The organism is Photobacterium malacitanum (assembly GCF_900185615.1).
Classification (GTDB): domain Bacteria; phylum Pseudomonadota; class Gammaproteobacteria; order Enterobacterales; family Vibrionaceae; genus Photobacterium; species Photobacterium malacitanum.
In genome coordinates, this window is the sequence record NZ_FYAK01000012.1 from 25,193 (window position 1) to 38,406 (window position 13,214).

The window sequence follows — 13,214 nt, forward strand, 5'->3', positions numbered from 1 at the left end:
AAGTCACAAAAGTGTCATAATTTACACACATAATAACGCATGTCAGAGAAAGCAACCGACTAGGTATATTTGATTATGGTAAGACGGATTCTTGTAGTAGAGGACGAAGCACCGATTCGTGAAATGCTGTGCTTTGTACTAGAGCAAAATGGATATCAGGCGATTGAAGCTGAAGATTACGACAGCGCATTAGAGAAAATGAGCGAACCGTATCCAGAGTTGATTTTAATGGATTGGATGTTACCTGGTGGTTCAGGTATCAATTTAATCAAACATTTAAAGCGTGATGAGTTGACTCGCCAAATTCCAGTGGTGATGTTAACTGCTCGTGGTGAAGAAGAAGATAAAGTGCGTGGGTTAGAAGTGGGCGCGGATGATTACATCACTAAACCATTCTCACCTAAAGAGCTTATGGCACGTTTAAAAGCCGTGATGCGCCGCGCTTCGCCAACGTCTTTAGATGATATAATTGACGTTCAAGGTTTGAAATTAGACCCAGTTTCACATCGCGTAACTTCAGCCGATGAGCCACTTGATATGGGGCCGACTGAGTTTAAGATGCTGCACTTTTTTATGACTCACCAAGAGCGTGTTTATAGTCGCGAACAATTGCTCAACAATGTGTGGGGCACCAATGTCTATGTTGAAGATCGTACCGTTGATGTGCATATTCGTCGCTTGCGTAAAGCGCTTGAAAATGACGGCCACGATAAGATGATTCAAACGGTGCGCGGGGCGGGATACCGTTTCTCAACTCGAATGTAAGTCTCAGTTTTTGCACGCCTTAGCAGTGGCAAACTATTAACCTTCATTGTTATCGTGTGGCTATGATAACAATGAAGGTTGTGTTGGTTTTATCGAATAGAAAAATAGCATAACGGAACCACACTACTCCTCCGTTACTGCTAGGAGTAACACATGGTGGAAAGGTTGACATGGAAAAGGCTGGTTGGGGAGCTGATATTATTTTATCTGCCTTGGCTCGTGCTTGGCATTATTTTTGGCTATCTACCGTGGTTTTTATTAATTGCCACTTGGATTCAACTCGGCTGGCATTTTCATAATCAACTTAAGATGTCGAATTGGTTATGGAAAGATCGCAGCTTAACTCCACCTTCAGGTTCTGGCAGTTGGGAACCGCTGTTTAATGGTATCTACCGGTTACAACAACGTAATCGTCGCCGCCGAAAAGAATTAACGACCTTGATTCGCCGTTTCCGCAATGGTGCTGAATCGCTGCCCGATGCGGTGGTGGTGTTTCGTAGTGAAGGTAACATTGTTTGGTGTAATAAATTAGCCCAGCAATTATTAGGTTTACGTTGGCCTGATGATAGCGGTCAACCGATCAGTAATTTATTACGTAGCCCAGATTTTGTACGCTACCTTTCTCGTCAAACATTTGATACTCCATTAGAAATCACCTCACCGATGAACTATGACCGTACTTTAGAGTTGCGGATCATGCGTTACACTGAGGGGGAATATCTGATGGCTGTACGTGATGTATCACAGTTAAAACAACTGGAAGGCATGCGACGTAACTTTTTTGCCAATGTGTCGCATGAATTACGCACGCCAATGACCGTTTTACAAGGCTATCTTGAAATGGCACAAGATCCTGAAATGCTGATGGGACCGATGTGGGATCGTGCCCATGGTGTGATGACCGAGCAATTGGCGCGCATGAATGCATTGGTTGAGCAATTGCTGACATTATCTAAAATTGAAGCAGCACCAACGATTGAGCTTGAAGAAATTGTTGATGTGCCAGCAATGTTAGATATTTTAGAAAAAGAAGCGATTTCTCTTAGTGGTAATAAAAATCAATCGATTACGTTTGATGTTGATAGCAGCTTAAAAGTATTGGGTGATGATGATCAACTCCGCAGTGCGATTTCAAACTTGGTTTATAACGCGGTTAAGCATACACCTAATGATGCTGCAATCCATGTGCGTTGGTATCGCTCATCAATGGGGCCAAGATTAGAAGTTACTGACAGTGGTGAAGGTATTGCAGCGCAACATATTCATCGTTTAACGGAACGTTTTTATCGTGTTGATAAAGCTCGCTCGCGTGAGACTGGTGGTAGTGGGCTAGGGCTAGCAATTGTTAAACATGCGCTTAGCCATCATGATTCACACTTAGAAATTGATAGTGAACTGAATAAAGGCAGTACCTTTTCATTCACATTACCAAGTCGGTTAGCCGCTGATAGTGCTCAACTTGATATTGTGGCTCATAATGAGTAATCACTTGGGTAAGGATGCCTTATGTTAATCTCAGCGCTAACAAAAACCATCACTCGTGCGATCACTGGTGTATGGTTATTGGGGCTATTTGCCGCTGAACCTGTGGCTGCGGCAACCAATACCGCGGCAGCGACTGCTGTGGATACCCAATTACAGCCGTACCATAAAGTCAGTGGTATTTCGGGCAATTTATCGTCTGTTGGTTCTGATACCTTAGCTAACTTAATGACCTATTGGACCGAGGCATTTAAACGCCAATACCCGAACGTTAATATTCAAATTCAAACCTCAGGCTCATCAACTGCACCGACTGCGTTGGTGGAAGCAACGGCACAATTAGGGCCGATGAGTCGTCAAATGAAAACCAAAGAAATTGAAGCGTTTGAAAAAGAATACGGCTATAAACCGACCGCGATTAAAGTCGCCGTTGATGCATTGGCAGTGTTTGTTCATGAAGATAATCCGCTTAAAGGGATTAATTTCGAGCAGCTAGATGCAATATATTCACGCACTCTACGCTGTGGCGCTTTAGTGCCGATCACTCAGTGGGGGCAATTAGGGTTGCCAAATAGTTGGCAGCAGCGTGATATTCAATTATTTGGTCGTAATTCAGTCTCTGGCACTTACGGCGACTTTAAAAAGCGTGCTTTATGCCGTGGTGATTTTCGTAATAACGTTAATGAACAGCCGGGTTCAGCCTCAGTGGTACAGTCTGTTTCAACCTCATTAAATGCAATTGGTTATTCTGGAATTGGCTATAAAACCACCGGTATCCGTGCCATTCCCGTTGCCCGTGAAGGCACTGATTATATTGAGGCAACCGTTGAGAATTCGATCAATGGCAACTACCCATTATCGCGTTATTTGTATTTGTACATTAACAAACATCCTAACAAAGCTTTAGCGCCGATGGAGCAAGAGTTTTTGCGCTTTATTCTATCAAGTGATGGGCAAAATATTGTGCAAAAAGATGGCTATATTCCATTACCGGTCGCGATCGTCAAGGAAAATATGGTCAAGTTGGGGCTGAAAGATTGAGTTGGGTGTTAAGTAGGTACCAAAAAGGCTGCAATAACGCAGCCTTTTATTTGAATATATCAAAATGGAAGTAATCTCGACCCTCGACCCTCGACCCTCGACCCTTGAACCTTGAACCTTGAACCTTGAACCTTGAACCTTGAACCTTGAACCTCGCAACTCTCGAACTCTCGAACTCTCGCAACCTCGCCCCTGTCTTTTTAATTATTCCTATATCGTAATAATATTTTGTGTTTTGATGGTATTGTTGTTTTTGGTGTAATTATTGATAATGGCCTCATCGAAACGCACAAGGCGTTCACAAATATCAATACACAAGGTTTTATTACTCATGAAAACAGTTATTAAAGCAGCCATCGCCACCGCTATTATCGCTATGTCTTACAACGCATCAGCAAAAGATGGTGCCTTCACAGGTAATGTACAGTTTGAAAAAGCAGCCGTTAATAGCCTAAATGCTGGACACTACCAAAAGCAAGGTACCGCAGAGCGTTCACACTCAGGTGTGGTATTTACCCAACCTAAAGCGCACCTAAGCTTTGCTGAAAAATTGCTATCAGCGGCAGATAAATAACCACAAATGCAGTACGGCGAGTACTTAGCTGGTATGGCATTCTCTAATGCTTCTTTAGGCTATGAAGATACGCTAGCGTTCATGACGCAAAACGCCCTAAACGATGCGTGTTCTTTAACCAACCCACGCAAAGCGAGCCTAGAAGAAATCGTTAATATCTTCAAAGCACGGATGTAATACGCACCACCCTAAAAAAAGGCTGGGGAAAAATTCCCAGCCATTATTATAAAAAGAAGGACAAATCCAATGACGACATTAACTGAAAAGCCTGGTATCTCGCTGATCAAAGCTGGCACGTTTAAGCTAAACGACCTAAGCAAATTGCTAGAAGTTGAAGGCCTAAAAAGCGACATGGCTGAAGTTGCTGTTACTAACAACAGTGCGCCATTGACGATTGGTCACTTCACTATGTCTCCGGGCGTAGAGTTTGAATACTTCTACGATTCTGTAGAGTACAAAGTAGTAACGAAAGGCAAGATCGTTATGCGTGATATGGAAGGCAACAAATACGTTGCTGAAGTAGGCGACGTTATTCTGTTCTCTGCTGACGTTAAAGTTATCTTTGATGCAGAAAGTGATGGTGAAGCTATCTATACAGCACACCGCCAAGCCGCTGAAGATTTTGCACCTGCAAAATAATGTCATTGCCAAATGAATCCTTAAAGCCTTGAACCTTGTTTAAGGCTTTTTTTATCGACACAATGCAAGTTGGAGAATAAACCATGCCAGAGAATATCGTCGTTGAGGTGAGTAACGACAGAAGTTCACCCAAAAAAGTCACAATAAAAGCCTATTGTAATGAAAAGAAAAAACTCCCAAGTGCCGTCAACATTTCATTAGAACAATATGAATCAGTTGGTCTGGTTCAATCTTTAACGAATATTGAAAATAACAGCAACAATCAGCTACTTATTGATAAGTGTAAAGCGTTACTTGAGTTCATTGCTTCAGGTGCAACCATTCGCATGAATTGCTATGCGAGATAAAAACGGCCATCCGTCGATGGGCTTTTTCACTATCAGAGGTCGCTTTAAAATAAATCTAAACAATAACCAAAGAGACTTATTTTAAAGCGACCTCACAAACAAAAATACCGCCCAAAACCGGACGGTATTTAACAGTTGATCTATTTGTGTGTGCCTCTTCAGCGGCCTTTAATTAAGTTTTAAAACTTTAGACGTTAAACCCAACATGTTTACCTGTTGGTAATTCAATATTGATACTCATTTTACCGCCCATAGCCTCAATATAACGCTTAATCGTTGATAGCTTTACATCATTACCACGCTGCTCTATCGCAACAATAGACGGCTGACTAATCCCCATATTTCTAGCCAATTCAGCTTGAGTTAGTTCTAGTTCTTCACGAATAGCTTGGAACTTAACTTCGAGTAACATTTCGTCCGCCATTTCAGCAATTCGATGCTGACTATCTTGAGAACGAGAAGCCAACATATCATTTAAATTTCTAGCCATAATTATTTCTCCAATTCTTCAAGATGTTTAGCAAACTCAAAATCAGCAATAGGGATCATTTGTTTGTAAAAACGTTTTTCATTTCCACCTTTGTTACCGGCACAAAGTACAATTGCCTGACGTAAAGGATCGAAAGCAAAGAAAGCTCTTATAGGATCCCCTCGATGTTGGACTCTAAGTTCTTTCATATTGTTATATTTCGATGCATTTACTGTATCAACAAGAGGGCGACCGATTGTTGGCCCTCCTGTTTGTAATGCAACTAAACCAGCTAATACTTTTTCTTGCGTATCGTCAGATTGAGCATCAAACCATTCAAATGAGCAATTTATTAATTATGTACAATGTTATTGAACATAAAATTTATTTGTTAGTATATGCGCCCATTGAATTCTATTGGTAAATACTCATTTAATATAAGTGAAGTATACGACTTTATCATTCCACCACGATATACAAACCGTTCCCATTTTTTATGTTGAATATCATAATAATGAATTTGAGATTTTAATTCGTTATAACCAGATGATACATAAACTTTTGGTTCATAAGCGAATAGAAATGAATGATTAACTCCTTCAGCGATTAAGCGTTCATCAAGATGTTTCATTATTACTTTACTTAACCCTAGCCCACGAAAATTAGGATGAACAGCTATACCTCCTATTATTCCAGCACGGAATTTACTCCCTTGAGTCATCTCTCTACTATATGCAAAACCACAAGCAACTATCTTTTTCTGCATCTCAATAACTATAGAACAAACAAGTTCATCATTGATTTCAACACAAGAATACTGGTCAAAAATTAACTGCAAATGCACATTAAGCTTTGCTTCGTAAGTATATGTTTCTTGGGTATCAAGTATGCGGATATTCAATTATATCTTCATCCATGAAATAACTTTTATACAATACTTGATTAATAAGTGTCATAATGTTTTGGATATACCTTATGTCAAATAAGAATGTTAAATTGCCAGATAAACACCCTATTTAACAGTATCCATCTATCCCGCACTACGCGATCAAATGTCGATTAAAACCAAGCAGATAAGGCTGGTTTTAAGATGTTTATACCGCCAATAACCGCCAAAATACAGCATGATGATGTTGTTAACGATGTTATTAATTTTAAAAATAGAGCCATCACACAGATATCATTAAAAAACCCGCAAAAGTGGCTGTTTAGCTATCACAATCCTGCTTTAACTTATCGCCACTCGCCACTCACTCCTCAATCGTCAATTTCCAGCCAGCCTTATGCCAATATTGCTGCTCGGTGGCGAGATCGGCGGCAAGGAGAGTATTGGTTGCTAACCAGTTAGTCGGAAAAACTAACTGCCAGTGTTCATTATTGACGCTAACACTAATGGCTGGTTGCGGGGCAGTACTGCGCTGGCCATTGAGTGTCACCGCCAATCGTAATGCGCGAATGAGAGGATAGACTTGCTTACGTTTATAAATCGTTAAGGGGGGCATTTCATCTAGCTTTAAGCGCTTGCGTTGAAAACGGACTAAGGTTGCGAGCAGTGTTTGTTGATCAACACTGAACCCCGGCATGGCACTATAACGCAATATATAGGCTGAGTGACGATGAAAACCAGGGTAACTGATACTGAGCCCAACCTCATGCAATAATGCTCCCCACGCCAATAGTGTGGTTAAATTTGGGTCTTTATCTGTTGCTGGCTGTGGCAGTTGTGCATACAGTGCTAAGGCGGTGTTTTTTACCCGTTGGGCTTGGAGCATATCGATATTATATTGCTGCGCCATGGCTGTGGCTGTTTGGCTGCGAATATCACAATGACGAAAACGTTGTTCCATGTCATACAATAATCCCTCCCGTAAAGCCGCATTGGAAAAATGGATGGCGGTAATATCCAGCGCTGAAAAAATCGCACTGACAATCGCGACTCCAGCAGCAAAAACAGGCTGGCGCTCTGGGGGCAATCCGGCTAACACTAATTGCTGTTGATGCTTATAACCAATCATCGTGGTGATTAATTGTTGTAATCGTGGTTGCGTGATCACGCCATCGTGATGACCTTGAGCAATGAATACAGCGCGAATGGCTTTAATGGTGCCTGATGTGCCTAATACTTTTTGCCAACCAAGTTGTTTGTATTGATTAGCAATGGTTTCAAGTTTTTGGCGCGCGGCTAATTGTGCTGCGGCAAAATTAGCATGATTGAGTTTGCCATCACTGAAAAAGGTTTGATGGTAGCTCACACAGCCGATGTGTTTGCTGGCAATAATATCGGTTTCAAAGCCTGAACCAATTACTAACTCGGTGCTACCGCCACCGACATCAATTACCAGCCTTTTGTCGTGTTCAGGTTCAGTATGGGCCACACCTAAATAAATTAACCGCGCTTCTTCGGTTCCGGCAATGATTTCAATTGGGTAGGGCATAATCGCCTCTGCTCGACGAATAAAGATATCGGCATTACGTGCTTGACGCAGGGTATAAGTCGCGGCAATACGAACATTTTCAGGGGCAAAACCATGCAGCCGTTCAGCGAACATGGTTAAACAGGCTAAACCTCGTTCAATCGCAGCTTGGCTAAGGTTGTGTTGGCTATCAAGCCCTGATGCTAACTGTAATCGTTGTTTATAGCGGCCAATAATTTGCAGTCGCTGGCCGATAACTCGCGCAATCACTAAATGAAAACTGTTTGAGCCAAGATCAAGCGCTGCAATGTGTCGTGGCTGTGGCGCATCGAAAGCCTGAGTGGGATGATTATCATTTTGCATGGTGCTGATGCTCCTTATGCGCGAGCCGTTGCGATTGTGCTTCTACATGAGTTAAATAGTTATATATGGCAGTTTGAGAACGGATCTTAGGCCGTTTACCACGGCTGACATAACGGTTGCTCATGGCAGGATCTAGCACCCGTGCTTGCACGTTATCGGCTAATTGGAGTTTGGTGATAGCGATAATACGTTGTTTAAGCGCTGGCGATAAAATAGGGCAACCGACTTCAATACGGCGATCAATATTTCGCTGCATCCAATCGGCGGAGGAAATAAATACTTTAGGGCTGCCATTGTTGGTAAAAATATACACTCGCGAATGTTCAAGAAAGCGATCAACAATACTCACGATGGTGATATTTTCACTGCGATGGGGTATACCAGCAATCAGGCTGCACATGCCGCGAATGATCAATTGGATTTTAACCCCATGCTGACTGGCTTGATAAAGTTTATCGATTAAGCCGTTATCAATTAAGTTATTGAGCTTTAGTGTAATGCCAGCCGAACGCTGGTGTTGAGCGTGATAAATTTCAGTGTCAATCAAGGCATATAGACGCGTGCGCGCATTCATTGGCGATACGATTAAGTGGTTAAAACTGACTTTGGCCTTTGGGTTCGCTAGGTAAGCAAAGACTTGTCGTACTTCTTGAGTGATGGCACGTTGACGGGTAAACAGTGAAAAATCAGTATAGATGCGCGCAGTTTGTTCGTTAAAGTTACCTGTGCCAATATGAACATAGTCGATCAGCTGTTGCTGTTCTTGACGAGTAATTAAACATAATTTGGCATGAATTTTTACTTCAGTAACGCCAAATAACACCGTGATCCCTGCCGCAGTTAACTGCTGTGCCCAATCAATATTTGCCTGTTCATCAAACCGCGCCTGTAACTCGACCACCACCGTGACTTGCTTACCATTATTGGCTGCCATTATTAGGCTATCAATTATTCGTGATTGTTTCGCGACGCGATAAATATTGATACTAATGTGGCGCACTGCTGGATCGCGTGCTGCTTGAGCAACAAAATCTAGCATATGCTCAAAGCTGTGATAGGGGTAATACAATAAAATATCTTGCGCGGTTATGGCGGCAAACACATTACTCGCCAGATTAAAGGCGGCACTGTTAATGGGTGCTAAGGGCGCATAATGAAGGTATTTATTAGCGCTAGTAGGAAACGCGCTTAAATCATTAAGGTGTTGGCAATGCTCGCTTGCGATCAACGTATCGAAATCAGACAGTCTGAGCCTATTGGTTAATAATTGCAGCAGTGGCGCTGGCATGGTGTGTTGATACACTAACCGCAATGGCTTGGCCGTTAACCGTTGCTGTAAGTGATGTGATAATTGGTGTAATACATCATGGTTGTTGGGTTTGAGCGCATAATCGGCATCGCGCGTGATTTTGATGCCATACACGCTTAGCTGCTCATAAGTGGTTTGAGCATCGGTATCAATAACGTCATCAATATAGGCACGAATAATATTCTCAACCAACATCAGTGAATATTGATGATGAGTTGATGGTAGCTGTAGCCACCGCGGTAAAGTGTCGGTGGGGATTTCAACCAGCACATAATCAATGCTTGCTGCACGAGTGATCATAACGGCTAAGTAGGAACAATGATGATGTAAGCGCTGAATTAAGTCGACAGTGTTGGTTAAAGGAATAAGCGTTAGCTGCGGCAAAATGGAATGGTGGAAATAGTGTTGTAGCCATTGCTGTTGAGCATCAGCCAGTAACTGAAGATCATTAACCAGATAAATATGACGTTGCGCCATCTCACTTAGCAGAGCGTTATAAGTCGCATCAAAATGTTGTTGGGCTTGTAAGCTTTGATGTTGAATGCGATCTAATAATTGTTGTGCTGGTTGATGGTTGCCGTTGTGGTGCAATAGTTGGCGCTTAATTTTTGCTACCCGCACTTTGTAGAACTCATCAATATTATTGGCATAGATACCAATAAAACGTACGCGCTCAAGCAGCGGCACTGATTTGTCTGCTGCTTGTTGTAATACTCGTTGATTAAATGAAAGCCAGCTGAGTTCTTTATCAAGATAACGGTGGTTGATAGTCATTTGATGTCAATATCCCTATTACTTCACAGCCATCAACACCGAATCTTGAAATAAATGGCATGGTAAAGCATGATGATTCGCGTTACATTGCCTTAGTGTATGCCATCTGATTGATTTAGCTAACCGTTTCAATATCTATAGTTAGATCATCTGCTAACTGTTCCAGTTGTTGCTGAATCATATCGGAATGTATTTCTGGTGGAGTGTGCAATTGAAACTCAGCCACAAAAATCGGGTAACCCCAATTAGGTGCGCTGCGAGTATCGGTTTTTAGTTTGGCAATATTGACCCCTAGTAGGGTTAAATGCTGAGTCACTTCTTTAACGATACCACGGCGATCATTACCGGTCACCGTCAGTTGCTGAGCAAGATAAGGCACGGCAGCTTGAGTATGATCATCGACGATATGAATGTGTAGATCTTCAATTGCTGTTAAGGCTTGACGCAGTGTTGCTACGTGTTGTGCTACCACCTCGATTTGTATGATGCCAGCAAACTGACCACCAAGCTGACTCAGTGAGCTGCTGACCCAATTAGCATGATTAAGGTAGACGGTGTCAGATAACTGTTCTACAAGTCCAGGTTTATCTTTACCGATGATTGTTATAATCAGTTGTTTCATCGCATCAATCCTTGTCGTTGTAACACTATGATGGCACGTAAATAAAATGGTTGTTTTTTAAGCATGGCTGCAAAACGTGATTTAGCCAACTCAAATAAGGATCACCATTATCGTTGTCATAAATCTGTCATAAAATAGCAATACACTTTTAAGCGTATAAATAGGTTAGAGGTCATAATGGCAAATGCCAGCACATTATTAAGCAAGCAAAATCGCTTTCGCCGCGCTAAAGATAAATTAGCACGCGTAGGGGTAACTGCTGGTGGCATTTTTGTATTGATCACGTTAATGCTGATTTTCTTTTATTTGCTGTATGTGATTGTGCCTATTTTTTCTTCTGTTTCTATAACGCCACAACAACAGTTCTCATTAGCTACGACGAATAACACCGTATTATTAGGGGTTGATGACAGTAACAATATTGCTTACCGATTCAGTGACGATGGCAAAGTAACTTTTGTTAATTTACCGACGCAATCCCAACCTGCTGAGGTCGTTAAGCAGCAGACTATTATGGCGAATCCAAGCGCTTATGGCGTGAGTTTGCCTCGTGATGGCATGGTTGCTTATGGCTCTTCAGCGGGCAAAGTGGTGGTGGTTAAAGCAGATTTTGCCCCTACCTTTGCCGCGACACATAAACAGTTACAACCAAAAATTGAGTTTCCTTTTGGTAACAAGCCATTAGCCGTTGTACCTACCGCGAAGGCTATCACTCAATTGGCGATTTCTGGTCGCGATGATCGAGCGATAGTCGTGGCTAAAACGGCCAATAATCAGCTTTATGGTTTGAGTTTGTTATTGCCTGAAAATGTGGTTCAACGCGCGCAAGGCTGGCAGCAGCATCAGTTTAAGATTAATAATGCGCCAGCTAAAATCGATGATTTACAGTTAACCCCTGATGGCAAAACGCTGTATGTATTGAGTGGCTCAAATTTATATTTATATAAACTGACGGCGGAAACGGCTTTTTTGCGTAAAATTGAAAATATTGCTACTGGCAGCAGCAAACCTGTGGCGATTACGTTGTTATCAGGTGCCAACTCATTACTCATTACCAACGCTAATAATACTATTTCGCAGTGGTTTGAGGCGGTTAAGCAAGGCCAACGCCAGTTAATTAACGTCAGAACATTTCATTTTTCTGCCAGCCCGTTAGTTAAGATCGTGCCCGAATATTACCGTAAAGGTTTTTTTGCCATTCAAAAAGATGGCACCACGTCGGCTTATTACACGGCTGAGCGCAAGGTGATCTATAAAGAAAAAGTCTTTAATAAGGTACCGACTGACATCGCTATATCACCCAAGGCAAACTTGCTGGTGACGTTAAATGATGACCACTGGCAGAGCTACCAAGTTAAAAATGCCCATCCTGATATTGGGCTATCATCACTGTTACAAAAAGTATGGTATGAAGGCTATGCCGAGCCTGATTATGTGTGGCAATCAACCTCTGCCAGTGATGAATTTGAACCTAAATTAAGCTTAGTACCGATTGTATTTGGCACACTCAAAGCCGCCCTTTATTCGATGTTTTTTGCGATTCCATTAGCCCTTGCTGGCGCGATTTATACCGCTTACTTTATGTCAAATAAGGTCAGAAAAGTGATTAAACCCACGGTCGAACTCATGGAAGCGCTGCCGACGGTTATTTTGGGTTTTCTTGCCGGTGTATGGCTGGCGCCGATTGTTGAACAATATCTCGCCGGGATTGCGCTTGGAATGGTTTTTTTACCGCTCAGTATTATTGTGGTCGGTTGGAGCTGGTCTATGCTGCCGGGACAGTGGCGTTCACGGATCCCTAATGGTTTTCATATTGCGCTACTGATTCCGGTGATTGTTGCTGTCACTTATGGCTGCTTTGGTTTAAGTCCGTGGCTTGAGACTCAGTTTTTTAATGGTGATTTACAAGGGTATCTTAATCATCATCTCGGGGTCGGTTATGATCAGCGCAATGCGTTGATTGTCGGTATTGCGATGGGATTCGCTGTTATTCCAACTATTTTTACCATTGCTGAAGATGCTATTTTCTCGGTGCCGGTACATCTTACTAAAGGCTCGTTAGCCTTAGGTGCAACCCAATGGCAAACCTTAACTAAGGTAGTGCTATTGACCGCCAGCCCCGGTATATTCTCAGCCATTATGATGGGCTTAGGACGAGCTGTGGGTGAGACCATGATCGTGTTAATGGCAACGGGTAATACACCTGTGATGGATTGGAATTTACTTGAAGGGCTGCGTACTTTAGCGGCAACTATTGCCATTGAAATGCCCGAATCAGAAGTGGGAAGTTCACATTATCGCGTGCTGTTCTTAGCGGCATTTGTGCTGTTTGTGTTTACCTTTGTATTTAATACGATTGCTGAAGTCGTTCGCCAACGATTACGCGAAAAATACAGTTCGTTATAATAAGTGATA

Annotated in this window: 14 protein-coding genes; 8 read left to right on the forward strand and 6 right to left on the reverse strand. The window is 42.2% G+C overall.

Going from position 1 to position 13,214, the window contains the following annotated elements; all coding sequences use genetic code 11:
* Window positions 1-75 precede the first annotated feature (75 nt).
* The 7 genes from phoB to PMAL9190_RS17155 all read left to right on the forward strand — a co-directional run bounded on the left by phoB (window position 76) and on the right by PMAL9190_RS17155 (window position 4,848).
* The gene (gene phoB, locus PMAL9190_RS17130; RefSeq protein WP_065167381.1) at window positions 76-765 is read left to right on the forward strand and encodes a phosphate regulon transcriptional regulator PhoB; all 690 of its coding nucleotides are present in this window, start codon (window positions 76-78) and stop codon (window positions 763-765) included.
* 153 nt (window positions 766-918) lie between these two features.
* Window positions 919-2,250 (forward strand): phosphate regulon sensor histidine kinase PhoR, encoded by a 1,332-nt coding sequence (phoR, locus tag PMAL9190_RS17135; protein WP_087846251.1) that lies wholly within the window; start codon window positions 919-921, stop codon window positions 2,248-2,250.
* Window positions 2,251-2,271: 21 nt separating this feature from the next.
* On the forward strand, window positions 2,272-3,288 hold the full coding sequence (locus tag PMAL9190_RS17140) for a PstS family phosphate ABC transporter substrate-binding protein (RefSeq protein WP_087846253.1): 1,017 nt from the start codon (window positions 2,272-2,274) through the stop codon (window positions 3,286-3,288).
* Window positions 3,289-3,619: 331 nt separating this feature from the next.
* Window positions 3,620-3,862, forward strand: coding sequence for a hypothetical protein (locus PMAL9190_RS17145; protein ID WP_087845491.1), 243 nt, complete (start codon window positions 3,620-3,622; stop codon window positions 3,860-3,862).
* Window positions 3,863-3,868: 6 nt separating this feature from the next.
* Window positions 3,869-4,039 carry a hypothetical protein gene (locus PMAL9190_RS20350; RefSeq protein ID WP_235004381.1) on the forward strand — a complete coding sequence of 57 codons (171 nt, stop codon included), beginning with the start codon at window positions 3,869-3,871 and terminating at the stop codon, window positions 4,037-4,039.
* A 69-nt stretch (window positions 4,040-4,108) separates the two neighbouring features.
* Window positions 4,109-4,501, forward strand: coding sequence for a EutQ-related cupin domain-containing protein (locus PMAL9190_RS17150; protein WP_008987789.1), 393 nt, complete (start codon window positions 4,109-4,111; stop codon window positions 4,499-4,501).
* 83 nt (window positions 4,502-4,584) lie between these two features.
* Window positions 4,585-4,848 carry a hypothetical protein gene (locus tag PMAL9190_RS17155; RefSeq protein ID WP_087846255.1) on the forward strand — a complete coding sequence of 88 codons (264 nt, stop codon included), beginning with the start codon at window positions 4,585-4,587 and terminating at the stop codon, window positions 4,846-4,848.
* Window positions 4,849-5,035: 187 nt separating this feature from the next.
* Here PMAL9190_RS17155 and PMAL9190_RS17160 read toward each other — a convergent pair whose 3' ends face one another.
* The 6 genes from PMAL9190_RS17160 to PMAL9190_RS17185 all read right to left on the reverse strand — a co-directional run bounded on the left by PMAL9190_RS17160 (window position 5,036) and on the right by PMAL9190_RS17185 (window position 10,799).
* Window positions 5,036-5,338: a helix-turn-helix domain-containing protein gene (locus PMAL9190_RS17160; protein ID WP_087846257.1), complete on the reverse strand. Its 303-nt coding sequence runs from the start codon at window positions 5,336-5,338 to the stop codon at window positions 5,036-5,038.
* 2 nt (window positions 5,339-5,340) lie between these two features.
* Window positions 5,341-5,670 (reverse strand): type II toxin-antitoxin system RelE/ParE family toxin, encoded by a 330-nt coding sequence (locus tag PMAL9190_RS17165; RefSeq protein ID WP_087846259.1) that lies wholly within the window; start codon window positions 5,668-5,670, stop codon window positions 5,341-5,343.
* 38 nt (window positions 5,671-5,708) lie between these two features.
* Complete coding sequence (locus PMAL9190_RS17170; RefSeq protein ID WP_087846262.1) at window positions 5,709-6,218, reverse strand: GNAT family N-acetyltransferase; 510 nt, start codon at window positions 6,216-6,218, stop codon at window positions 5,709-5,711.
* 349 nt (window positions 6,219-6,567) lie between these two features.
* Window positions 6,568-8,094, reverse strand: coding sequence for an exopolyphosphatase (gene ppx / locus PMAL9190_RS17175; RefSeq protein WP_087846264.1), 1,527 nt, complete (start codon window positions 8,092-8,094; stop codon window positions 6,568-6,570).
* Window positions 8,084-10,177, reverse strand: a complete 2,094-nt coding sequence (gene ppk1, locus PMAL9190_RS17180; protein WP_087846266.1) for a polyphosphate kinase 1 — start codon at window positions 10,175-10,177, stop codon at window positions 8,084-8,086. Before ppk1 ends, ppx begins: the two co-directional genes overlap by 11 nt.
* A gap of 115 nt (window positions 10,178-10,292) precedes the next feature.
* The gene (locus tag PMAL9190_RS17185; RefSeq protein WP_087846268.1) at window positions 10,293-10,799 is read right to left on the reverse strand and encodes a glycine cleavage system transcriptional repressor; all 507 of its coding nucleotides are present in this window, start codon (window positions 10,797-10,799) and stop codon (window positions 10,293-10,295) included.
* A 177-nt stretch (window positions 10,800-10,976) separates the two neighbouring features.
* On the opposite strand from PMAL9190_RS17185, the gene PMAL9190_RS17190 reads away from it, so the two are divergent.
* A complete protein-coding gene (locus tag PMAL9190_RS17190) occupies window positions 10,977-13,205 on the forward strand; it encodes an ABC transporter permease subunit (RefSeq protein WP_087846270.1) in 2,229 nt (742 codons plus the stop codon).
* Window positions 13,206-13,214: the final 9 nt, after the last annotated feature.

Bases quoted from the DNA above. Each gene is read 5' to 3' on its own strand.
- PMAL9190_RS17145 (WP_087845491.1), top strand. From the start codon at position 3,620: ATGAAAACAGTTATTAAAGCAGCCATCGCCACCGCTATTATCGCTATG.
- PMAL9190_RS17190 (WP_087846270.1), top strand. From the start codon at position 10,977: ATGGCAAATGCCAGCACATTATTAAGCAAGCAAAATCGCTTTCGCCGC.
- phoB (WP_065167381.1), top strand. From the start codon at position 76: ATGGTAAGACGGATTCTTGTAGTAGAGGACGAAGCACCGATTCGTGAA.
- ppk1 (WP_087846266.1), bottom strand. From the start codon at position 10,177: ATGACTATCAACCACCGTTATCTTGATAAAGAACTCAGCTGGCTTTCA.
- PMAL9190_RS20350 (WP_235004381.1), top strand. From the start codon at position 3,869: ATGCAGTACGGCGAGTACTTAGCTGGTATGGCATTCTCTAATGCTTCT.
- phoR (WP_087846251.1), top strand. From the start codon at position 919: ATGGTGGAAAGGTTGACATGGAAAAGGCTGGTTGGGGAGCTGATATTA.
- PMAL9190_RS17185 (WP_087846268.1), bottom strand. From the start codon at position 10,799: ATGAAACAACTGATTATAACAATCATCGGTAAAGATAAACCTGGACTT.
- PMAL9190_RS17140 (WP_087846253.1), top strand. From the start codon at position 2,272: ATGTTAATCTCAGCGCTAACAAAAACCATCACTCGTGCGATCACTGGT.
- PMAL9190_RS17150 (WP_008987789.1), top strand. From the start codon at position 4,109: ATGACGACATTAACTGAAAAGCCTGGTATCTCGCTGATCAAAGCTGGC.
- ppx (WP_087846264.1), bottom strand. From the start codon at position 8,094: ATGCAAAATGATAATCATCCCACTCAGGCTTTCGATGCGCCACAGCCA.
- PMAL9190_RS17160 (WP_087846257.1), bottom strand. From the start codon at position 5,338: ATGGCTAGAAATTTAAATGATATGTTGGCTTCTCGTTCTCAAGATAGT.
- PMAL9190_RS17155 (WP_087846255.1), top strand. From the start codon at position 4,585: ATGCCAGAGAATATCGTCGTTGAGGTGAGTAACGACAGAAGTTCACCC.